We start from the raw sequence: 21,537 nt of genomic DNA, 5'->3' as shown, positions 1-21,537 counted from the left end.
TCAGGCGTCAGCACTCGCGCGGCGGGCTCCGGACAACGGCACCCCGCACCCCCTGCCCGTCGCTCAGCCCGCCAGCTCCCCGAGCAGTTCCCACGTGCGACGCCGGTCCGCCTCCCCGGCCAGATCCGTCCCCGAGAACACCACCTCCGTCGCCCCCGCGTCCCGGTAGCGCCGCACCTCATCGGCCACCGCCTTCTCGTCACCGATCACGGCCACGTCGCCGGCCCGGGCGGCACCGGAGAGCTCCACGACCCGCGCGTACGAGGGGAACTGTTCGTAGAAGGCCAGCTGCTCGGTGGCGGTCCTGCGAGCGGCATCGGCGTCGCCGGTGACCACGCCGTGCACCAGCGCCACGATCCGGGGCGCCGGGCGCCCCGCGGCCTCGGCGGCGGCGGTGACCGCCGGGACGATGTGCTCCGCCAGGGCCCGGGGCCCCGCGAGATAGGGCAGGATCCCGTCCGCCAGCTCGCCGCTGACCCGGAGGGCCTGCGGACCCATCGCGGCGACGAGCAGGGGGACGCCGCCCTCGGCGCCGGGCACGCGGGCCGGGAGCGGGGTGGCCGCGGTGATCAGCTCGCCGTGGAAGTCGGCGCTGCCGGTCTCGGTGAGCTGCCGCAGCGCCGTGAGGAACTCGCGCAGGCGGGCGATGGGCCGCTCGTAGGGGATGCCGAACCCCGTCTCGGTCAGCGGCTTCGTGCCGAGGGCGAGCCCGAGGTGGTAGCGGCCGTGGGTGGCCGCCTGCGCGGTCTGGGCCTGGCTCGACACGATCAGCGGGTGGCGTCCGAAGACGGGGATCGCGGAGGTGCCCACCTGGAGGTCCGGCACCTCGCGCCCGACGATCGCGGCGAGCTGCGGGGAATCGGCCCCGAAGGTCTGGCCGAACCAGGCCGACCGCAGCCCCGCGGCGGCGGCCTCCCGGGCGAGGTCCACGGTGGCGTCGATCTGGTTCTCGGATCCGGTCGCGCTGAGCGCTACTCCCACAGTCATGTCAGGGGAAACGAAGGGGAGTCGGCCGCACATTCCGGTTCCCGTATGACACCTTCGTGTCCGCCGCGTGAAGCTGTTCGAGTCCCGGCCGACGGACCGGTCGCGGTCCGTCGTGCCCACCCGGGGGCCATCGGACGGCACCGTTTGAATGATCAAAAGAGCGACGGGTTACCATATGAGCGCCGCCTAGCTCGAAAGATAAACCTGTGACTGTCAATGACGACTCGTTCACCAACTGGATGCACCGCGAGGAGATCGCGGAGTCGATGATCCCGATCATCGGGAAGCTGCACCGCGAGAGGGACGTCACCGTCCTTCTGCACAGCCGCTCCCTGGTGAACAAGTCGGTGGTGAGCATCCTCAAGACCCACCGATTCGCCCGGCAGATCGACGGCGCGGAGCTCTCGGTCACCGAGACCCTGCCCTTCCTCCAGGCCCTCACCACGCTGGACCTCGGCCCCTCGCAGATCGACATCGGGATGCTGGCCGCGACCTACAAGGCCGACGACCGCGGACTCTCCGAGGCGGAGTTCACCGCCGGTGCCGTCGCGGGTGCCACGGGTGCCAACAAGATCGAGCGCCGTGAATCGCGCGACGTCGTGCTGTACGGCTTCGGCCGCATCGGCCGGCTGCTGGCCCGGCTGCTCATCGAGAAGGCCGGATCCGGGAACGGTCTGCGGCTGCGCGCCATCGTCGTCCGCAAGGGTGCGGGCCAGGACATCGTGAAGCGCGCCTCGCTGCTGCGCCGCGACTCCATCCACGGCCAGTTCCAGGGCACGATCACCGTGGACGAGGCGAACAACAGGATCATCGCCAATGGCAACGAGATCCAGGTGATCTACTCCGACGACCCGACGTCGGTGGACTACACGGCGTACGGCATCAACGACGCCATCCTGATCGACAACACCGGCAAGTGGCGGGACCGCGAGGGTCTCTCGAACCACCTGCGCCCGGGTGTCGCCAAGGTCGTCCTCACCGCGCCGGGCAAGGGCGACGTGCTCAACGTCGTGCACGGCGTCAACCACGACATGATCAAGCCGGACGAGCAGATCATCTCGTGCGCCTCCTGCACCACCAACGCGATCGTCCCGCCGCTGAAGGCGATGGCGGACGAGTACGGCGTCCTGCGCGGGCACGTGGAGACGATCCACTCGTTCACCAACGACCAGAATCTGCTGGACAATTACCACAACTCCGACCGCCGCGGCCGTTCCGCGCCGCTCAACATGGTGATCACCGAGACCGGTGCCGCCTCCGCCGTCGCCAAGGCGCTTCCCGACCTCGAGGCGACGATCACGGGCAGCTCCATCCGGGTGCCGGTGCCGGACGTCTCGATCGCCATCCTCAGCCTCAAGCTCGGCCGCGAGACGAACCGCGAAGAGGTCCTGGACTACCTCCGCGACGTGTCGCTGACCTCGCCGCTCAAGCGCCAGATCGACTTCACGACCGCACCCGACGCCGTGTCGAGCGACTTCATCGGCTCCCGCCACGCGTCCATCGTCGACGCGGGCCCCACCCAGGTCGACGGCGACAACGCGATCCTCTACCTCTGGTACGACAACGAGTTCGGCTACTCCTGCCAGGTCATCCGGGTCGTGCAGCACGTCTCCGGGGTGGAGTACCCGACGTACCCCGCACCCGCCCACTGACCCGGCCGCGGACTCCGGCCACGGCATCGATCCGGCAGAACGGCACGACGGTACGCAAGGCCCCCTTCAGGGACCCGCGACCGGCGCGCTCCACCTGCCCGGCCGGTGCCGTGGCGGTCTCAGTAGCCGGCCGGACGGACCAGGCCCGTCTCGTACGCGTGGATCGCGGCCTGCGTCCGGTCGCGCAGGTTCAGCTTGACCAGGATCCGGCCGACATGCGTCTTGACGGTCTGCTCCGCCACCACAAGCCGCTGCGCTATCTCCCCGTTCGCCAGGCCCTGCGCGATCAGTGACAGGACCTCCGTCTCGCGCTCGGTCAGATTGCCGATCCGGCCCTTGAGCGGGGCGTGCGGAGTGTCGGTCACCCGGGAGAACTCGGCGATGAGGCGCTTGGTTATGTTCGGCGCGAGCAGGGCCTCGCCCGTCCCCACCACCCTTACGGCGTGGGCGAGTTCCGTGGCGGACGCGTCCTTCAGCAGGAACCCGGACGCGCCGGCGCGCAGCGCCTCGTACACGTACTCGTCGAGGTCGAAGGTGGTCAGGACGAGGACCTTGGTGGTGGCCTCCGGTGCGGCCGTGATGCGGCGCGTCGCCTCGATGCCGCCGAGCCCGGGCATCCGGATGTCCATCAGGACGACGTCGGGGTCCAGTTCGCCGACCTTGGTCACCGCGTCGTTGCCGTCCACGGCCTGGCCGACGACTTCGATCCCCGGTTCGGCGTTCAGTAACACCGTGAACCCCTGGCGGACCATCACCTGGTCGTCGGCGATCAGCACGCGGATGGTCGTCATGCGGTGTCCTCCACAAGGTCGGCCTGTCGGGCGGGGGGCTTCGCGGGCAGCTCCGCGATCACTTCGTACCCCCCGTCGGGGGTGACGCCGAAAGCGAGCGTGCCGCCGAGCATCGCGGTGCGCTCGCGCATGCCCAGCAGGCCGTGGCCGGCGCCCGGCGAGGGCGGGGTGGGCCGGTCCGGTGCGGTGTTGGCCACCCTGATCGTGACGGCGGACGGCCGGTGGTCGATCTCCACGCGCACCTCCGCTCCCGGCGCGTGCCGCATCGCGTTGCTCAGTGCCTCCTGGATGATACGGAATGCCGACAGCTCGATGCCCGGGGTCAGGCGGGCCCGCTCGCCCGTGGTGTGGGTGGTCACCGTGAGCCCGGCGCCGCGCACATTGCCGACGAGCTCGTCCAGCCGGTCGAGTGTGGGCTGCGGGGAGTGCCGCTCGTCCTGCGGCACGGGGTGCTCGGAGCGCAGGACGCCGAGCACCTGACGCAGTTCGGTCAGCGCCTCCTTGGCGTTCTCCCGGATGCTCGCCAGGTTCTCCTTCAGCTCTTCGGACGGGTTCTCGACCAGGTGCGGGGCGACCTGCGCCTGGATGGAGATGACCGACATGTGGTGCGCGACCACGTCGTGCAGCTCGCGGGCGATCCGGTTGCGCTCCTCCAGGAGCGTGCGCCGGGCCCGCTCCTCCGCGGTGAGTTCCTCCAGCTCGACCAGCTGGGTACGGGCCACCCGGCGGCCGCGCAGCGAGGCGCCGACGACCGTGGCGATCACGAGGACCGCGGCGGCGAGGGGTGCGCGGTCGCCGTGGCCGGTGGCGAACGCGAAGGCCAGCCCCGGCATCGCGCCGATCACCAGCGTCTCCACCGCCGTTCTGGGGCGGGCCCGCAATGCGACGAGGAACAGCACCCATGCCTGGAAGATGAGTTCGGAGCCGGTCCAGGGGAACCTTCTGCCGCCGACGGTGTCGCCCATCTCGAACCACGCGACCAGAAGCAGCAGTTGAATCAGCGTCGACCCCCACCAGGCGGGGATCGGGCGGTACAGCGCGACGACGAGCATCGCCGCCTGGGCCACGGCGAGCACGTAGCCGAGTTCGCCCAGCTGGTAGGCCCAGGCGAACTTGTTGCCGTTGGACGCGGTGACGACCACGCCCAGCAGCACCGCCACCGTCACCGCGAGTCCCCGCTGCCACCGCGGACCCCTGGCCGTGGGCCTCGGCTCGGCGGTCCCCGTCCAGAGGTCCTCCCGCAGAACGCGCGCCGGCGTGCGCAGGCCCGCCGCTAGCCGCTCCGCCCTGTTCGAGGTCGTCATGCGGGACACAGTAGGGCGTGTCTCCTCAAGTCGCGCCGCCTCAGGGGGTGTCCGTCGGAGGGTGCTGGGCTCGCGAGGCTCCCTGGGCATGCCGTACGAGCTTCGCCGGGTCCGGACGTCCCTCGCGAACGATCCGGCCGCTCCGCCGTGTCCTTGCCGGCCGGCCTCGTTCGTACGTGTGGAACGCGCCGACGCAGACCGCCAGCGCCAGCGCGAACGCGGGCAGCCAGGCGAGCCTCGCGAGCACCCAGCCGCCGCCGTCCGGCACCGTGTGCAGTCCGGGCAGCGGCTCGCCCGCCGGGGCGCCGATCGCGGTGACCAGCATCATCGCGGTCTGGTGCCAGAGGAAGACGGTCATGGCGCAGAGGTTCACCGCCGCGACCGCCGCCCAGGCGGCGGGCCGCTCCAGCACCCGCCGCAGCGGGCCGAGCAGCAGCAGGGCCGCACCGCACTGGGCGATGCCGAACGTGACCGCCGCCAGGTTGGGCGGGTCGAGGTTGGAGATCTTCTCCCCGGGCACGCCGACCATGAAAGCGGGATAGCCGGCCCACAGGATCAGCCCGGCGGCGGCGACGGCCCCGCCGAGCAGCATCGCCCAGAGCGTCGCACGGCTGCGCAGCCCGCCGCGGGACCAGGCCGCGCCGAGGCAGTACGGGACCAGCCAGCCGGCCACCACGTTGACCGAGGAGAGCCGGTCGGGGCCGCCCAGCCCGAACCGGATCACGTCGATGTGCAGCACGACGGCGAGCGGCCAGAGCGGATGGAGCTTCGCCACCAGCGGGGTCATCGCGGTGAGCGCGGCGAACACCAGCAGGAACCAGAGCGGCGCCCAGACGAGCTTGAACAGCGCGCGCACCGTCCTCTCGTCCACTCCGGCGGCCAGCATCGCGACCGCCGCCACGGCCCACACCGCCAGCACGACGGCGACCGGCCGGAAGAGCCTGATCATGCGGGCGCCGACCCACTCCCGGTACGTCGTGCCGCGCGCGCGGGCCGAGGCGTATCCCCTCGCCCCCACCATCCCGCCCACCAGGAAGAACACCGCGAGCGTCTGGAACACCCAGGAGACGGGGGCGAGGTGGGGCATGAACGTGAGCGGACTCGCGCCCCGCAGGGTGCCGCTGTCCTCGACCAGGGCGGTCACGAGCCAGTGGCCGAGCACCACGCCCGCGATGGCGAGGGCGCGCAGGGCGTCGACAGCGCGGTCGCGGTCGGGAGGAGTCGAGGATTCGACGCGTCGGACGAAGTCACGCATGACGGCCTCCCGAAGTGCTTTCGGACGGGAACCCGAGGTCCTGTCCGCTGACGATCCGGGCGATGTTCCGCAGCGGCACGGAGCCCGGCTTCAGATAGTCGCTGTGTCCGACGTCGCCCGCCGGGAACCGCCTGGCACCGAACTCCTCCGACACCGGATCGGTCCCGAACCCGATCTCGGTGACGAGCAACGGGACCTTCAGGTGCGGTACATCGGCGATCCAGTCGCCGGAGCTGCGGCCCGTCCAGACAGTGGCCCGGGTCTTCAGCGCGGCGGCGTTGTCGTAGCCGGTGCCGGGGCTGCCGTACAGGACGACATCGGCGAGCCCCGGCGCGGAGGCGGCGCGGGCGCAGACGACGCTGCCGTAGGAGTGGCACACGAGGGAGGTCCGGGCGGCGGGCTTGAGCGTCTTCAACTCGCCCAGGAATCGGCGGAGTTCATGAGCGGCGTCCTCGGCGCGCCCGGAGGTCACCGCCGCCGCGCTGACCGTGGCCGGCGTCTCGTAGCCGAGCCAGGCGACGACCGCGGACCGGTCGCCCAGCTCCTTGTGCAGCGCCCTCGCGCCGCCCAGCAAACGCCAGTAGTTGTCGACGAGCACGCCGGCGCCCGGCACCAGCACGGCGATCCGTTCTGCACGGGCGAGGTCGCCGACGACCTCGACGGTCCGGCCTCCCTCGCGGCCGTCGAAGGACAGGAACCGGCGCGCCGGACGCGCCATGACGCGGAGCGCGTCGGCGCGCCTGTGATCGCCGTGGGCGGCGGCCATGTGCCCGGCAGCCCCGATGTCGCGGCGCGAGGCGGCGTACCGCTCGGCGAGCGCGGCGGGGGTGGCGGCCGCCGGCGGTCCGGAGACGGTCGGTGCGGGCGCCGGTACGTGCGCGGGGCTCGCCGCACCCGATAACGGCACGGCCACCGAGGCGGCGACCAGGGCGGCGAGCAGGGCCCGGCGCAGACGGCCCCTGCGGGTTCGGCCACTGCGGGTACGGAGCGCCATGGCGGACGGTGTTCCTTCCGTGCCGGATGTCTGTAGGGCTTGCGGCACCGAAGCTACGCAGCGCGCCTTGTGGCCTGCGTCCCGCCGGGGAGTGAACCCTCCTCGTAGCTCTGAAGTACTACGGGTAGGGGGCGGGTTGGCGCCGGCCGGCGCCAACCATCGCTTCCGGAAGGCCGGTTCGTCCCCGGCCGGAGCGGGTCACGTCACCCGCGCCACGAGGGCCGGTCCCACCCGCTGTGGGTGGGACCGGCCCCGTGCGCTAACCGGACACGGACGCCGGCGCCGGGGCGTAGCCGGTGGCCCGGGTCGTGAACGTGCCCCGGCCCTGCGTCCGGCTCCGCAGCCGCGTCGCGTAACCGAACAGCTCGGCCAGCGGCACGGTCGCGGTGATCACGGCCGCACCCGCCCGCGCGGTGGAGCCGGACGCCCGGCCGCGCCGTGCGGCCAGGTCACCGAGCACCCCGCCGACCGCGTCGTCCGGAACCGTGACCGTGACCTCGACGACCGGCTCCAGCAGCACCATCGCGCTGGAGCGCAGCGCCTCCCGGAGCGCGAACCGCCCGGCCGTACGGAACGCCATCTCCGACGAGTCCTTCGCATGGGTGGCGCCATCGGTCAGCGTCACCCGCACCCCGGTCACCGGATGGCCGCCCACCGGACCCTCCAGCAGCGCGTCCCGGCAGCCGGCCTCGACGGCCCGCACGTACTCCTGCGGAACCCGGCCACCGACGACGGCCGAACGGAACGCGAACTCCACCGCCCCGGGACCGCTGTCGCCCTCCGGGTCCTCCCACGGTTCGACGTCGATCACGACATGGGCGAACTGCCCGGCCCCGCCGTCCTGTTTGACGTGCCGGTAGACCAGACCGGACACGCCGCGGACGACCGTCTCCCGGTAGGCGACCTGTGGCCTGCCGACCCGCAGCTCCAGCCCGTGGGCGCGGCGGATCTTCTCCGCTGCCACCTCCAGATGCAGTTCGCCCATGCCGGAGAGCACCGTCTGACCCGTCTCGGAGTCCGTCCGCACCGCGAGCGACGGATCCTCCTCGGCCAGCCGGACCAGGGCCGCCATCAGCCGCTCCGTGTCGGTGCTCCGCAGGGCCTCGACCGCCACCGACACGACCGGATCGGCCACGGTGGGCGGTTCGAGGACCAGCGGGGCGTCCGGTGCGCACAGGGTGGCACCGGCGCGGGCGGCCTTGGGGCCGATGACCGCGACGATGTCACCGGCCACCGCCGTGTCGACATCGACATGCCGGTCCGCCTGGACCCGCAGGATCCGCCCGATGCGCTCGCTGCGCCGCGCGCCGACGTCCAGCACCGTCTCCCCCTTCCGGACCGTTCCGGAGTACACCCGCAGATAGGTCAGCCGGCCCGTCGCGGTCGCGTTCACCTTGAACGCGAGCGCGGCGAACGGCGCCGCCGGATCGGCGGCCCGCTCCTGCACCGCGTCGCCGAGCACGCCGCGCACGGGCGGCACGTCCAGCGGCGAGGGCAGATACGCCACGACTGCCTCCAGCAGCGGTTCGATCCCGCGGTTGCGGTAGGCGGAACCGCACAGCACCACGACGCCGTCACCGGTCCTGGTCAGATCGCGCAGCGCGCCGGCGAGCGTCCGCTCGGAGAGCTCCGAGCGGTCACAGAACTCCTCCAGCGCCGCCGGATGGAGCTCAGCCACCGTCTCCTCGAGCAGCCGCCTGCGCCGCCGCGCTTCCTCCCGCAGCTCCTCGGGAACCTCTCCCTCCTCGTACGTGTCCTGCCCGTCGGCCCACACCAGGGCCCGCATGCGCAGCAGGTCCACCACACCGCCGAACGCGTCCTCCCGGCCGATCGGCAGCTGGACGACGAGCGGGACGGTGTGCAGCCGGTCCCGGATCGACGCGACCGCCGTGTCGAGGTCGGCGCCGGCCCGGTCGAGCTTGTTGACGAAGGCGATACGCGGCACGGAGTGGCGGTCGGCCTGACGCCACACGGACTCGCTCTGCGGTTCCACGCCGGCCACCGCGTCGAACACGGCGATCGCACCGTCGAGCACCCGCAGCGCCCGCTCGACCTCGTCCGCGAAGTCGACGTGGCCCGGAGTGTCGATCAGGTTGATCCGGTGGCCCGCCCAGGTGCAGCTCACGGCGGCGGCGAAGATGGTGATCCCGCGGTCGCGTTCCTGGGAGTCGAAGTCGGTGATGGTCGTGCCGTCGTGGACCTCGCCGCGCTTGTGGGTGGTGCCGGTGGCGTAGAGGATCCGCTCGGTGACGGTGGTCTTGCCGGCGTCGACGTGGGCGAGGATGCCCAGGTTGCGAACGTCGGTGAGGGTGCTGGTGTGCTGACGGTGCAGTTCGGTACGCACGGTCCGTGCCTTTCGGGATGATCCGGAAGAAGACGGCGCGATGCCCGGACGAAGCGGCCTGTTCAGGACGCGGCGGAACCTCTTCGTCCACGGCGCGTGCGCACGTGGACGGTCCGTCAGGAAGCGGACAGGGCTCAGGTGTTCGTCAGGGGGTCCGGGGCCGGCCGCGCAGCCGGCGCCGGGCGGAGGTAGACACCAGGATCACCTCGAACCGCGACAGGGGGACGACGACAGCGGTGCGGTAGCGCATGGCAGGTCTCCCCTCGATGGTCACGGTGCGCGCGCCGCGGCGGAGTGCCGGGGCGCGATCGTGTGGCGAGTCTAGGGAACGGGGCGCGGGCGGGGGAACCGGTTTTCGGGCTGTGGCGACGCCGTGGCGGACCGGGGACGGAGCCGTGGCACGCCGCGTGCAACCATCCGGCTCCGTCGGCCGTCACCCCTGACACGCCACGTGCGAGGGGGAGCGCCATGAGAGCTGTCCGGATGCTTCTGCCGGTACTTCGGCCGGTGGCCGGACGGGACGGGCGCCGGCGAGGCGGGACGCTGCTCGCGGCCGCGCTGCTCCGGTGCTCCTCGTCCCACGGGACGCTGCGCCGGCCGCCGCCGCTGGAGCGACGGCTCGCCTGGTGCGAGGAGGCCGTTGCCCTGTCCCGGGCCGCCGTGTTCCGTGCGTGGTCCGGTGCCCCTGGCCTGCTCGCCCGTTCGCTCGCTCTGCACGCCCAACTGCTGCTTCAGGCAGGCAGATACGAGGAGGCGCTCGCCGCGGCCGAGGATTCCCTGACGGCCCCGGACGCCCACGTTCCCTCGCAGCGGACCGCGTTCGGCCACCTCATGAGGACCTACGCGCTGGCCCGGCTGGACCGGGCCGACGAGGCGCTCGTCGCCGCCCGCGACAGCGTGGCCGCCTACAGGTCCGCGGTGCCCCGGCGGGCCGACCTTTCCCTGGGCAGCACAGCCGCCGCTCTGCGTGCGCAGGCATGGGTCCTCGGCAGGGCCGGGCGCACAGCGGAGTCCGTGACGGTCTACGTCGAGTGTGCGGAACTGCTGCGGACGTTGTCCGTGTGGCGACAGGCCAGGCTGGTCGTGCTCCGGAGCAGGGTGCTGGCCGAACTGATCGGCGGGCTGCGCGTGCTCGGCCGTTTCGGGGACGCGGTGGCAGTGGGCGACGACTTCAGGGAGTGCGTCCCTCCCTTCGTTCCGTGGCTCCACCCGGAAGTCGGGCTGCTGCGTGCCGCGTTGCTCATCGACCTGGCATGGTGCGTCGGTGCGGGCGGAGACCTGTCCGGCGGGCGCGCCACGGCAGAGGAGTCCGTGGCATGCAGCCGGGCACTGTGCGTCAGTGACCCGGCAGTGGGCGAGCCGGTGCTCGCGCTCGCCCTGGACTGCCTGGCCCACCACCTCGACCGACTGGACGCCCACGCCGAGGAGAGGGTGGTGAGCGAGGAACTGGTCCGAACCTATGAGCGCCTGGCGGTCACGGACCCGGACGAGCACGGGCCCGGACTCGCCGCCGCCCTCGACTCGCTCGCGCGGTGCCACACCCGCGACGGGGAGGGCCCCGAGTCCGTCGCCGTCACCGAACGCGGTGTGGAACTCTGCCGTCGTGCCGTCCGGCGCGATCCCCTCCGGTACGAGGGAGAGCTGGCCCGGATGCTGTCCAACTTCAGTGTCCGGCGGCGTATGACGGACGATGCCACCGGCGCGATGGCGGCTGGGGAGGAGGGGCTGGCGATCACACGTCGCCTTGCCGGGTCCGGCGGGGAAGAGGTCCGCCCGCTGGTCGCCGACCGGCTGCGGATCCTCGGCCGGGCCCGCTACCGGGCGGCGCACGACGAAGGGGCCGCGGCCTGCTTCGAGGAGGCCGAGACGGTCTTGCGGGAACTCATGGAGACGGGGGACCCGACGGCGCACGGGGCCGGGCTCGCCGCCGCACAGTCCGCGCTCTGCAAGGCGCTGGGCGCGGCGGCCGACGGCCACCTCGGCGCCGGCCGAACCGACGAGGCGGTGGCTGCCCTGCGCCGGCTCAGGGAACTCACCGGGCGCACCGCGCTGACCGATGTCCACGCGGGATGTGTCAGCGCCTTCACGCGGTCGCGTGACCGGGACGCCGAAGGGACGGGCGCGGCCTGGCGGCGGATGACGGGGGAGCCGTGGCCGTCCTTCGTCTACCGGCTCGGCTGAGCGAGACCGAGGACCGCGCCCGCTGCCCGGTGCACACCGCGCCGGGCCCGGGGTGTCAGCGTCCTGCACCGGCGCAGCGCGCTCCTGCCGCAGCCGCGCCACTGGGCGGGCGAGACGCCGGGGCCGTGACCGGTGCGGGTGATCAGCGCGTTCACGTGGCTCATCGGGTCCAGGGCCATGGTGCGGGCCAGCAGCACGCCGATCACCAGCGGGGCGAAGGTGACGGCCAGGGTGGTGCCGGTGCTGGTCACCTGCTGGATGCGGGGGCGGGGTGCGTCGGGAGCCATGGCTCCATTCCAGCAACGGCGGAGCGGTGCGGGATCGGGTGACGTACTCAGAACGCACGGCCCGGGTACTCACCCGGGCCGTGCGGGGGCGGCCGGCGAAGCGCGCCCTATGCGTTCGTTCCCGGGCCCGAGCCCGCGCCCGAGGCGGCCTTGATGCCCTTGGTGATGGTGTCCAGGACGGACAGGGCGGGTGCCTTGGGATTGATGTCGAAGCCCGAGCGGAGCACGATCAGCAGGTCCGGGGAGTGCGGCGAGGGGAACGCCAGCGATTCGACGTAGCCGTCGTCGCCGGTCTTCGTCACCACCTTCCAGCGCACCCGGTAGCCCTGCTGGCCGGCCACCGTGACCGCCTCGGACTTCAGCTCCTGGTGCGAGGTGATGCCGCCGTAGATCTTCTCGCCGTACGACTCCTCGGCATTGGCCGCGATGTCCTTCTCGGCCGTGGCCTTCGCGGTCTTGGTGGTCAGCTTCAGCGCCGCGGCCGGAACGGAGAACACTCCGCCGCGTACACAGCTCTCCCCGCTGTCGCCGGGGCATTTGTAGGTGCCGGTGGTCACGCCCGCGCCCATCCCCGACTCGCCCTTCCAGCCGTCGGGGACCGGGATGCTGATGCCGCTCGCCATGTCCGTCGCGTAGCCGTCCTCGGCCGGCGGCTGCTGCTGCTCGGGGGACTGCTCACCGCCGCCGCCGTTGCCGCCGCTGCCGCCCGGGGCGCCGGGCTGCCGGCTGGGCGCGGGGGAGGGCGAGGCGGACGGGGACGTGGCCGTGTTCTCCGTCGTGCCGGAATCGTCGTTCAGCAGGTACACACCGCCGCCGATGGCGGCGAGGACCACCACGGCCGCGGTGATGCCCGCGCCGATGCGTATCCGGCGGCTGCGGAGCGTGGCCGGCGGGACCCGGAGCTGATCGGTCCACTGAGTGCCGTCCCACCAGCGTTCCTGGATGGGACCAAATCCTGTGTACCCGGGGTCTGGATGCCAGCCGGGCGGGCTCGTCTGCGTCACGCCCGCCACCGTAGCCCGGCTGCGTGAGAATCCTATGAACCGAAAGAACGACGACCGTCCGACATGTGGGGCATGGGTGGGCTTGAGCCGCTTCCTGTGATCAGTATCTTCGGCATTTTGCTCTGCCATATTGCTATCAATGCCTTGCCATGAGCATGTTTGTCCGTAGTCACCAAGTGTTCGGACACGTCGCTCCGCGTGGCTGGTGACTCCGAAGTGTCGATCCGTCGATCCGCCCCGCCCGCGTGCTGCCAAGGAAGATGTCGCCATGTCCCGCCCCGGGGTGTTCCGCCAGTCCCTGCCGGGGGCTCGGTGAACAGCCCGACGGGACTCCTCTCCCGCCCGCGAGGTGCCACGCTTCGCATCCGCGAACTGCCCTGTGGTGACGCCCTGCTGACGAGCCGTCGGGCGCGCTGTGCGGACCACCGCCGGCCCGTGGCCGAAGTCGCCCTCGCCGATGGTCTGTTACCCCCGTCCCCTTGCTCCCGTTCGAGGAACGGATGACCCCCGCTGCGCTACGCGGTCGAGGACATCGACCTCGGCGACGTCCGCATCAGGAAGGGCGACGCGATCCTCCTCGCGTTCGGCGCGGCGGGCCGCGACCCGTCCGTGCACGGCGACACCGCCTGCGAGTTCGACGTCACCCGGGAGTCCTCGGACCACCTGGCGTTCGGGCACGGCGTCCACTTCTGCCTGGGTGCGCCGCTGGGCAGGATGGAGGCCGGCATCGCGCTGCGCGCGCTGTTCGACGCCTTCCCGGACCTCGCCCTCGCCGTCCCGGTGAGCGAACTCGTCCCGCAGGCCTCCTTCATCGCCAACGGCTTCCAGCGGCTGCCGGTGATCCTGCGGCCGGCGGAGGTCGCAGCGGCGGTCTGAGCGGAGACCGGCGCGGGCCGTGCCCCGCTCCCGCCTCCCGTACGGTTCGCGGGAGCGGGGCACGGCGGGCGCACGGTCCACCGCCGGGCCCGACCGGCACCCGTGGGAGGGCGAACGATGAGCGAGAGCGACGCCGTACGGATCGAGCGAGAAGGCCCCGTGCTCACGGTGGTGCTGTCCCGCCCCGAGGTGCGCAATGCGGTGGACGGCCCGACCGCCCGCCAACTGGCCGATGCCTTCCGTGCGTTCGATGCCGATCCGGATGCGGCGGTCGCCGTGCTGTGGGGCGAGGGCGGCACGTTCTGCGCCGGCGCCGACCTCAAGGCGATCGGCACCGCGCGCGGCAACACGGTCGCCGCCGAGGGGGACGGGCCGATGGGCCCCACCCGGATGCGGCTCGGCAAACCCGTCATCGCCGCCGTCGCCGGGCACGCGGTCGCCGGCGGCCTCGAACTGGCCGCCTGGTGCGATCTCCGGGTCGCCGAGGAGGACGCCGTCTTCGGGGTGTTCTGCCGCCGCTGGGGTGTGCCGCTGGTGGACGGCGGCACGGTACGGCTGCCGCGCCTCATCGGTGAGAGCCGGGCCCTGGACATGATCCTCACCGGGCGGGCCGTACCGGCCCCTGAGGCGTACGGCATGGGGCTCGTCAACCGGCTCGTCCCCACGGGCGAGTCCCGGGAGGCGGCGGAGCAACTCGCCCGTGAGATGGCCGGGTTCCCCCAGCTGTGCCTGCGCCACGACCGGCTCTCCGTCCGCGAACAGCACGGACTGAGTGAACCGGACGCCCTCGCCGCGGAGCTCCGGCACGGTCTGGTGCCCCTGACGGCAGGTGAGACCGGTGCGGGGGCCGCCCGGTTCAGCCGCGGGGCCGGCCGCCACGGCTCGTTCACCGACTGAGCGGGCGCTCGCGCCACGGGGGCCGGAGCCGCGAACGGGGGGTATCCCCACGCCTCGTCGTGGGGGCAGCGCACCGGCATGCCGGGGGACAGCCGGATGGGTCCCTTCGCCCAGCGCTGGTGGGATGAGGGACGCAGGCAATCCGGACCCGGAAGGGAATCACCATGCGTGTGTCATCCAGGCGTTGGAGAGGGCTGCTCGCCCTGACCGGCGTCACCGCTGCGCTGCTCGCCCCGTCGACCGCGTCGGCGGCCGGGGCGACGGGGCGGCAGGCCGGTCCGCTGGAGCGGCAGGTGGACGCCATCCACGACAGCGGGGCCGTCGGAGTCCAAGCCGAGGTGACGTCGCCGGACGGCCGGGACAGCGCACGCGCCGGGACGGCCGAGCCGGGCACCGGACGGCAGATGCCGCACAACGGCAGGATGCGGATCGGCAGCGCCGCCAAGACGTTCACCGCGGCGGTCGTCCTGCAACTGGTCGCCGAGGGAAGCATGTCCCTGGACGACAAGGTCGAACGATGGCTGCCGGGCGTGGTCCGGGGCAACGGGAACGACGGCCGCCGGATCACCGTACGGCAGCTGTTGCAGCACACCAGCGGCATCCCCGACATCCTCCCGGAGATCGCCTCGCTCAACAGTGCGGCCGGCTACCGCGCCGAGCGGTTCCGCACCTACACCCCCGAGGAACTGGTGGCCCTGGCGATGCGGAAGCGCCGCACGTTCCGACCCGGACAGGGCTGGTCGTACTCCAACACCAACTACACGCTCGCCGCGATGATCATCCACCGGGTCACCGGCCGGAGTTGGGAGGACGAGGTGAAGGCGCGGATCATCAGCCCGCTGGGTCTGAGCGGCACCAGTACGCCAGGCACCTCCCCGTCCGTCCCCGGGCCGCACGCCCACAGCTACGCCACCTTCGGAGCGGGCGCCGGCGCCGGTATCGGCATCGACGTCACGGAGCTCAACACGAGCATGGCGGTCGGCTCCGGCTCGATCATCAGCACCGCGCACGACCTGAACCGCTTCTACGCCGCCCTGCTCGGCGGCCGGCTGCTGGCTCCGGCGCAACTGCGGGAGATGACGACCACCGTGGACGCCCCCGAGCTGGGCGTGCGGTACGGACTCGGGCTGGGCGAGATCACCCTGTCCTGCGGTGGCAGCTACTTCGGGCACCCGGGTGAACTCCTCGGCTATCACACCTGGAGCGGCAGCACCCGGGACGGGACCCGGACCGCCGTGGTGTACACGACCAGTGACGGCGGCGAGAACACCCAGGCGGCCATCGGCAGGCTCGTGGACGAGGAACTGTGCCGCGCCCGGTCTCAGGGCGTGTCCTGACAGGCGCCCGGCCCGCCTCCGACGGGGGCCGCCGGTCCGTGCACGCCCGGCCCTCTGCGCCTAGGGTTCACGCATGAGCGGAAGCGATGAGGAGCAGCGGTCCGTGCAGGCAGCCGTCGACGGCGAGTTGCGTCTGCTCGATCCGGTCGTGCGCGCGTCGCCCGAGGTGGTGACGGAACTTCTCGACCCGGAGTTCGTGGAGTTCGGGGCGTCCGGGCGGCGCTACGACCGGACGTCGATCCTCGACGTCACCTCGGCCGTGGACGAGAACGCCGGACCGAGCGTGGCCGTCGAGATGACCGGGGTGCTGCTGGCCCCGGACCTCGTCCACCTCACGTTCGTCACCGAACGCAACGGCTTCCGGGTCAGGCGCAGTTCGCTCTGGCGGCGGTCGGACGCGCGCTGGCGGATGTACTTCCACCAGGGCACGCCGACCGGTGAACCCTGGACGGGGTGACCCCGGGCCCGGCGACAATCCGGGGGACAGTGCGCGGGGTGCTGATTAGGCTCAACGGATGACGGAACCCCGCTATCCCGCCAAGCCCGTGCCCGGCGACCGCGTCGCCGTGCTGTCCCCCTCGTCCGGTCTCCCCGGCATCCTCCCGCTGCCGTACGAACTCGGCCTGCGCAGGCTCCGGGACGAGTTCGGGCTGGAGCCGGTGGAGTATCCGTGCACCCGGAAGATGGGCTCGACCCCGCAGGAGCGCGCCGCGGACATCCACGCGGCCTTCGCCGACCCGTCGATCAAGGCGGTCATCGCCACCATCGGCGGGGACGACCAGATCACCGTGCTCCCGTATCTCGACCGGGAACTGCTGCGGGCCCACCCCAAGCCCTTCTTCGGGTACAGCGACAACATCAACCTCCTGGTGTTCCTCGACAGCCTCGGCATCGTCGGCTACCACGGCGGATCGGTGATGGTCGAGCTCGGCCGCCCCGGCGCCCTGCACCCGCTGACCGCCGAGTCGCTGCGGGCGGCACTGTTCACCCGCGACGACCACGAACTGACGCCGGCGAAGGAGAGCGGCAGCGTCAACGGCCGCTGGGAGGACCCGCGCACCTTCGACGACGAACCCCGCATGCGCCCCGCCGACGGCTGGACCTGGCACAACGCCGGCCGTGTGGTCCAGGGGGCGAGCTGGGGCGGCAACCTGGAGATCCTGTCCTGGATGCTGATGGCCGACCGGGAGATCCGTCCGGCGGCCGAGTACGAGGGCCGCGTGCTGTTCCTCGAAACCAGCGAGGAGATGATCAGCGCCGACGAGGTCTACCGGATCCTGCGGAACATGGGGGAGCGCGGACTCCTGCGCCGGTTCCCCGCGCTGCTGATGGGCCGGGCCAAGAACTGGTCCTTCGAGCAGCCCCTGGACCCCGGGGCCGGGGAGCGGTACCGCGAGCGGCAGCGCGAGGCGGTGCTGCGTGCGCTGAACGAGTACGCCCCCGGCACGATGGCCGTCCTGGACGTCGACCTCGGCCACACGGACCCGCAGCTGATCATCCCGTACGGCGGCCAGGTGCGGGTGGACGGTGTGGCCCGCCGGGTCGTGGTGACGTACTAGGCAGACGGGGGAGACAGCAGGACGGGTCCGTTTCCTGCGGCGGCTTTCTGGTCCGACCACATGCCGTGTGTGACATAGTGGGAGATTCGGACAGGACTGGTCGGCAACGGAACGGCTCCGGCCGGGGCAGGGGGTGGCGGATGCCCGTCGAATGGCAGCCCGTACGGCAGTCGCGCACGCATGAGCTGGTGCTCCAGAGCATTGAGCAGCGGGTGTTCGACGGTGATCTCAAGGCCGGTGACCGGCTGCCGCCCGAACGGGAGCTCGCCCCCGTCCTCGGAGTGAGCCGCTCCGCCCTGCGCGAGGCGCTGCGCGTGCTGGAGACGATCGGTGTCCTGGTCGCCCAGCCGGGCCGGGGCCCGGACGCCGGGGCCCGTATCGTCCGCAATCCCGACGACGCGCTCGGCCGGCTGCTCCGGCTCCACTTCGCCCTGGGCAGCTACAGCCTGGAGGACGTCCTGGAGGCGCGCGTCGTGCTGGAGCGGTCCAGCTTCGAGGCCGCCGCACGGCACGCGTCGGAGGCGGGCCTGGACGAGGCCGAGGCGCTGCTCGTACGGATGGGGGAGCCGGACGTCGATGTGGCCGAGTTCAACGACCTGGACACCCGCTTCCACGTCCACATCGCCCGCAGCTCCGGCAACGAGCTGACCTCCACGCTCACCTCCGCCGTGCGCGAATCGGTCCGGCCGCTGATCCTGCGCGCCCTGGAGGCCGCCGACGACTGGCCGGCCACCGCCGCCGCCCTCAACGCCGACCACACCGAACTGCTCGGCCTGGTCCGGGCGGGCGAGGGGGAGCGGGCCGCCGACCTCGTCGAGGCGCACATCCGGGGACTGCACGGAAAACTGGTCGACGAGAAGACCGCCACCTGACCTTCCCCGCTGCCTCGTTCCTGACCTGAGCCGTCGTGGCCGCCCTGCCCGGGTGCCACGGCGGCTTTCGCGTGCCTTCCCTTCCGGGTTCCGGCTTGAGGATAGTATGGTCGGACCATAAAACGCGCGAACATCACCTGCACGGGCACCACCCGTACGGACATCACGCCGAGAACTGATCGGGGAGAACCATGCGCATCGGACTCTTCGCCACCTGTCTGGGAGACACGCTCTTCCCCGAGGCGGTGAAATCCACCGCGGTGCTGCTGGCCCGCCTGGGCCATGACGTGGTGTTCCCGCCGGGCCAGACCTGCTGCGGCCAGATGCACGTCAACACCGGCTACCAGCGCGAGCCCGTCCCCCTGGTGCGCAACTTCGCCGAGCAGTTCGGCGACGCCTCCATCGACGCCGTCGTCATGCCGTCGGGCTCCTGCGCGGGCTCGGTCCGCCACCAGCACGAGATCGTCGCCGAACGCTACGGCGACGCGGCGCTGCGCGCGGGCGTCGCCACGGTGAAGGCGAAGACGTACGAGCTCTCCGAGTTCCTCGTCGACGTGCTGGACGCCACGGATGTCGGCGCGTACTTCCCGCACCGGGTCACTTACCACCCCACCTGCCACTCCCTGCGCATGCTCCGGGTCGGCGACAAGCCGCTGCGGCTGCTGCGGGCCGTCGACTCGATCGACCTCGTCGAGCTGCCCGAGGCCGATGCCTGCTGCGGTTTCGGCGGCACCTTCGCCGTGAAGAACGCCGACACCTCGACCGCGATGCTCCAGGACAAGATGCGCAACATCGCGACCACCGGCGCCGCCGTGTGCACCGCCGGCGACTCGTCCTGTCTGATGCACATCGGCGGCGGGCTCTCCCGGATCAGGTCCGGCACCCGCACCCTGCACCTGGCGCAGATCCTCTCCTCCACCCGCACCTCGCCGCACGTCCCGACGGAGGCCGTCCGATGAGCAACACCTTTCTCGGCATGCCCGTGACCCCGCCCCGCTCCCCGTACGGAACCGGCAATCTGCGCGGGGACCGGAAGTTCCCCGCGGCGGCGCACGACGACCTGGGCAACGAGCAGCTGCGCCGCAACCTCGGCAGGGCCACCCACACCATCCGCGCCAAACGCCTCAACGTCACCGGCGAGCTGCCCGACTGGGAGGAACTGCGCGACGCGGGATCGGCCATCAAGACCGACACGATGAACCGGCTCCCCGAACTCCTGGAGGAGCTGGAGCGCAAGGTCACCGAGCGCGGCGGCACCGTCCACTGGGCGCGGGACGGCGGCGAGGCCAACGAGATCGTCGCCCGGCTGATCAAGGAGACCGGCAGCAAGGAGGTCATCAAGGTCAAGTCGATGGCCACCCAGGAGATCGGCCTCAACGAGCACCTCGAATCGATCGGGATCACCCCGTACGAGACGGACCTCGCCGAGCTCATCGTCCAGCTCGCCCACGACAAGCCCTCGCACATCCTGGTGCCCGCGATCCACCGCAACCGGGACGAGATCCGGGAGATCTTCCTCAAGGAGATCCCCGGCGTCGACCCGTCCCTGGACAACGTCCCCGCCCACCTGGCGGCCGCCGCCCGCGCCTATCTGCGCGAGAAGTTCATGACGACGAAGGTCGCCGTCTCCGGAGCCAACTTCGGCATCGCCGAGACCGGCACCCTGTCCGTCGTCGAGTCGGAGGGCAACGGGCGGATGTGCCTGACCCTGCCCGACACCCTGATCACCGTCATGGGCATCGAGAAGGTGCTGCCGCGCTACCAGGACCTGGAGGTCTTCCTCCAGCTGCTGCCGCGCTCCTCCACCGGCGAGCGGATGAACCCGTACACCTCGATGTGGACCGGAGTCACCCCCGGCGACGGGCCGCAGACCTTCCACCTCGTGCTGCTTGACAACGGACGCACCGCGGCCCTCGCGGACCGGATCGGCCGCGAGGCGCTCAACTGCATCCGCTGCTCGGCCTGTCTCAACGTCTGCCCGGTGTACGAACGGGCCGGCGGCCACGCCTACGGTTCGACGTACCCCGGCCCCATCGGCGCGGTCCTCACCCCGCAGCTCGCCGGCATGCACGAGGCCAAGGACGACCCCAACAGCTCGTTGCCGTACGCCTCCAGCCTCTGCGGCGCCTGCTTCGACGCCTGCCCCGTCAAGATCGACATTCCGTCGCTCCTGGTCGAGCTGCGCCACCAGCACACCGAACAGTCCGGTACAACGGCCGAGAAGCTCGCCATGAAGGCGGCGGCCGGAGTGATGAGGAAGCCGAAGCTGTTCACGGCCGCGCAGAAGGCGTCCGGCCTCGGCCGTGCCCTCGCCGGGAAGGACGGGAAGATCTCCCACCTGCCGCCGCCGTTCAACGGCTGGAGCGACAGCCGCGACACCCCCGCCCCGCCCAAGGAGACCTTCCGCTCGTGGCTCGCCTCGGCCGAGGGCACGGCGACGATGCGGGCCGCCGCCGACGAGTACGCGCAGAACCAGCAGCAGGAGGAGGAGAAGTGACGACCGCTCGCGAAACGGTGCTCGGCCGCGTCCGGGACGCCCTGGCCCTCGCACCCGCCGCCGACACGCCCGTCCCGCGTGACTACCGAACCGGGCGCACCCTGCCCGACGCGGAGCGCCTCGCCCTGTTCACCGACCGGCTCGTCGACTACAAGGCCCAGGTCCACCCCTGCACCGCCGACCGTACGGCCGAGGTCGTCGCCGAGGTGCTGAGGGAGCGGGGAGCCGGCCGGATCGGGGTGCCCGCCGGGCTCGATCCCGCATGGCTGACCGCCTATGAGGGGGAGGTCCGGCAGGACTCCGCCGACATCCCGGCGCCCCGGCTCGACGCCCTCGACGGCGTCGTCACCGCATCGGCCGCCGGCTGCGCCGAGACCGGCACGATCTTCCTGGACGGCTCGCCCGACCAGGGCCGGCGCGCCCTGTCACTCGTGCCCGACCTGCACGTCTGCGTGGTCGATCTGTCGACGGTCGAGGTGGGCGTACCGGAGGCGGTCGCGCGGCTGGTGCCGGAGCGGCCGACGACGCTGATCAGCGGCCCCTCGGCCACCTCCGACATCGAGCTCGAACGGGTCGAGGGCGTCCACGGCCCGCGGACCCTGGCGGTCGTGATCCGCACGGACGCCTGAGGCGACGGACGTGTGACGCGACGGAGGTGTGAGGTGACGGACGGGGGTGCGCCGGTGCGCACCCCCGTCCG

Annotated in this window: 18 protein-coding genes and 1 pseudogene; 11 read left to right on the top strand and 8 right to left on the bottom strand. The window is 72.0% G+C overall.

Features of this window, described 5'->3' with window-relative positions; all coding sequences use genetic code 11:
- Positions 1-63: 63 nt before the first annotated feature.
- Complete coding sequence (locus OG521_04935) at positions 64-987, bottom strand: LLM class F420-dependent oxidoreductase (GenBank protein ID WUW20169.1); 924 nt, start codon at positions 985-987, stop codon at positions 64-66.
- A gap of 206 nt (positions 988-1,193) precedes the next feature.
- Here OG521_04935 and OG521_04930 point away from each other — a divergent pair, with 206 nt between their 5' ends.
- A complete protein-coding gene (locus OG521_04930) occupies positions 1,194-2,639 on the top strand; it encodes a glyceraldehyde-3-phosphate dehydrogenase (GenBank protein ID WUW20168.1) in 1,446 nt (481 codons plus the stop codon).
- A 119-nt stretch (positions 2,640-2,758) separates the two neighbouring features.
- Here OG521_04930 and OG521_04925 read toward each other — a convergent pair whose 3' ends face one another.
- The 5 genes from OG521_04925 to fusA all read right to left on the bottom strand — a co-directional run bounded on the left by OG521_04925 (position 2,759) and on the right by fusA (position 9,327).
- Complete coding sequence (locus OG521_04925; GenBank protein WUW20167.1) at positions 2,759-3,430, bottom strand: response regulator transcription factor; 672 nt, start codon at positions 3,428-3,430, stop codon at positions 2,759-2,761.
- Positions 3,427-4,734, bottom strand: coding sequence for a sensor histidine kinase (locus tag OG521_04920; protein WUW20166.1), 1,308 nt, complete (start codon positions 4,732-4,734; stop codon positions 3,427-3,429). Before OG521_04920 ends, OG521_04925 begins: the two co-directional genes overlap by 4 nt.
- A gap of 40 nt (positions 4,735-4,774) precedes the next feature.
- On the bottom strand, positions 4,775-5,989 hold the full coding sequence (locus tag OG521_04915; GenBank protein ID WUW20165.1) for an acyltransferase: 1,215 nt from the start codon (positions 5,987-5,989) through the stop codon (positions 4,775-4,777).
- On the bottom strand, positions 5,982-6,983 hold the full coding sequence (locus OG521_04910) for an alpha/beta hydrolase family protein (GenBank protein WUW20164.1): 1,002 nt from the start codon (positions 6,981-6,983) through the stop codon (positions 5,982-5,984). Before OG521_04910 ends, OG521_04915 begins: the two co-directional genes overlap by 8 nt.
- 259 nt (positions 6,984-7,242) lie before the next feature.
- Entirely contained in the window at positions 7,243-9,327 is a 2,085-nt protein-coding gene (gene fusA / locus OG521_04905; protein WUW20163.1) for an elongation factor G, read from the bottom strand.
- A 468-nt stretch (positions 9,328-9,795) separates the two neighbouring features.
- Between fusA and OG521_04900 the strand changes: the two genes are divergently transcribed.
- Positions 9,796-11,508, top strand: a complete 1,713-nt coding sequence (locus OG521_04900) for a hypothetical protein (protein ID WUW20162.1) — start codon at positions 9,796-9,798, stop codon at positions 11,506-11,508.
- Here the strand turns inward: OG521_04900 and OG521_04895 are convergent.
- Together OG521_04895 and OG521_04890 are read right to left on the bottom strand one after the other, a co-directional pair.
- Positions 11,493-11,795, bottom strand: a complete 303-nt coding sequence (locus OG521_04895) for a hypothetical protein (protein ID WUW20161.1) — start codon at positions 11,793-11,795, stop codon at positions 11,493-11,495. The two genes, OG521_04900 and OG521_04895, sit on opposite strands and share 16 nt — an antisense overlap.
- 107 nt (positions 11,796-11,902) lie before the next feature.
- Positions 11,903-12,799, bottom strand: a complete 897-nt coding sequence (locus OG521_04890; protein WUW20160.1) for a DUF2510 domain-containing protein — start codon at positions 12,797-12,799, stop codon at positions 11,903-11,905.
- 507 nt (positions 12,800-13,306) lie between these two features.
- Between OG521_04890 and OG521_04885 the strand changes: the two are divergent.
- The 9 genes and pseudogenes from OG521_04885 to OG521_04845 all read left to right on the top strand — a co-directional run bounded on the left by OG521_04885 (position 13,307) and on the right by OG521_04845 (position 21,466).
- Positions 13,307-13,675 (top strand): annotated as a pseudogene (locus OG521_04885) (cytochrome P450).
- A gap of 117 nt (positions 13,676-13,792) precedes the next feature.
- Positions 13,793-14,572, top strand: a complete 780-nt coding sequence (locus OG521_04880) for a crotonase/enoyl-CoA hydratase family protein (protein ID WUW20159.1) — start codon at positions 13,793-13,795, stop codon at positions 14,570-14,572.
- A gap of 164 nt (positions 14,573-14,736) precedes the next feature.
- Positions 14,737-15,909 (top strand): beta-lactamase family protein, encoded by a 1,173-nt coding sequence (locus tag OG521_04875; protein ID WUW20158.1) that lies wholly within the window; start codon positions 14,737-14,739, stop codon positions 15,907-15,909.
- 73 nt (positions 15,910-15,982) lie between these two features.
- Complete coding sequence (locus OG521_04870; protein ID WUW20157.1) at positions 15,983-16,366, top strand: DUF4440 domain-containing protein; 384 nt, start codon at positions 15,983-15,985, stop codon at positions 16,364-16,366.
- Between the two features lie 58 nt (positions 16,367-16,424).
- A complete protein-coding gene (locus OG521_04865) occupies positions 16,425-17,468 on the top strand; it encodes an LD-carboxypeptidase (protein ID WUW20156.1) in 1,044 nt (347 codons plus the stop codon).
- A gap of 140 nt (positions 17,469-17,608) precedes the next feature.
- Positions 17,609-18,340 (top strand): FCD domain-containing protein, encoded by a 732-nt coding sequence (locus tag OG521_04860; GenBank protein WUW20155.1) that lies wholly within the window; start codon positions 17,609-17,611, stop codon positions 18,338-18,340.
- Between the two features lie 191 nt (positions 18,341-18,531).
- On the top strand, positions 18,532-19,299 hold the full coding sequence (locus tag OG521_04855) for a (Fe-S)-binding protein (protein ID WUW20154.1): 768 nt from the start codon (positions 18,532-18,534) through the stop codon (positions 19,297-19,299).
- Positions 19,296-20,837, top strand: a complete 1,542-nt coding sequence (locus tag OG521_04850) for a LutB/LldF family L-lactate oxidation iron-sulfur protein (GenBank protein ID WUW20153.1) — start codon at positions 19,296-19,298, stop codon at positions 20,835-20,837. Before OG521_04855 ends, OG521_04850 begins: the two co-directional genes overlap by 4 nt.
- Positions 20,834-21,466 (top strand): LUD domain-containing protein, encoded by a 633-nt coding sequence (locus OG521_04845; GenBank protein WUW20152.1) that lies wholly within the window; start codon positions 20,834-20,836, stop codon positions 21,464-21,466. Before OG521_04850 ends, OG521_04845 begins: the two co-directional genes overlap by 4 nt.
- Positions 21,467-21,537: the final 71 nt, after the last annotated feature.

This window comes from Streptomyces sp. NBC_01463 (assembly GCA_036227345.1).
Taxonomy (GTDB): Bacteria; Actinomycetota; Actinomycetes; order Streptomycetales; family Streptomycetaceae; genus Streptomyces.
This window is presented reverse-complemented; position numbering and strand designations above follow the sequence as displayed.

Bases quoted from the DNA above. Each gene is read 5' to 3' on its own strand.
- OG521_04870 (WUW20157.1), top strand. From the start codon at position 15,983: ATGAGCGGAAGCGATGAGGAGCAGCGGTCCGTGCAGGCAGCCGTCGAC.
- OG521_04900 (WUW20162.1), top strand. From the start codon at position 9,796: ATGAGAGCTGTCCGGATGCTTCTGCCGGTACTTCGGCCGGTGGCCGGA.
- OG521_04920 (WUW20166.1), bottom strand. From the start codon at position 4,734: ATGACGACCTCGAACAGGGCGGAGCGGCTAGCGGCGGGCCTGCGCACG.
- OG521_04875 (WUW20158.1), top strand. From the start codon at position 14,737: ATGCGTGTGTCATCCAGGCGTTGGAGAGGGCTGCTCGCCCTGACCGGC.
- OG521_04855 (WUW20154.1), top strand. From the start codon at position 18,532: ATGCGCATCGGACTCTTCGCCACCTGTCTGGGAGACACGCTCTTCCCC.
- OG521_04925 (WUW20167.1), bottom strand. From the start codon at position 3,430: ATGACGACCATCCGCGTGCTGATCGCCGACGACCAGGTGATGGTCCGC.
- OG521_04860 (WUW20155.1), top strand. From the start codon at position 17,609: ATGCCCGTCGAATGGCAGCCCGTACGGCAGTCGCGCACGCATGAGCTG.
- OG521_04915 (WUW20165.1), bottom strand. From the start codon at position 5,989: ATGCGTGACTTCGTCCGACGCGTCGAATCCTCGACTCCTCCCGACCGC.
- OG521_04865 (WUW20156.1), top strand. From the start codon at position 16,425: ATGACGGAACCCCGCTATCCCGCCAAGCCCGTGCCCGGCGACCGCGTC.
- OG521_04895 (WUW20161.1), bottom strand. From the start codon at position 11,795: ATGGCTCCCGACGCACCCCGCCCCCGCATCCAGCAGGTGACCAGCACC.
- OG521_04910 (WUW20164.1), bottom strand. From the start codon at position 6,983: ATGGCGCTCCGTACCCGCAGTGGCCGAACCCGCAGGGGCCGTCTGCGC.
- OG521_04850 (WUW20153.1), top strand. From the start codon at position 19,296: ATGAGCAACACCTTTCTCGGCATGCCCGTGACCCCGCCCCGCTCCCCG.
- OG521_04935 (WUW20169.1), bottom strand. From the start codon at position 987: ATGACTGTGGGAGTAGCGCTCAGCGCGACCGGATCCGAGAACCAGATC.
- OG521_04880 (WUW20159.1), top strand. From the start codon at position 13,793: ATGAGCGAGAGCGACGCCGTACGGATCGAGCGAGAAGGCCCCGTGCTC.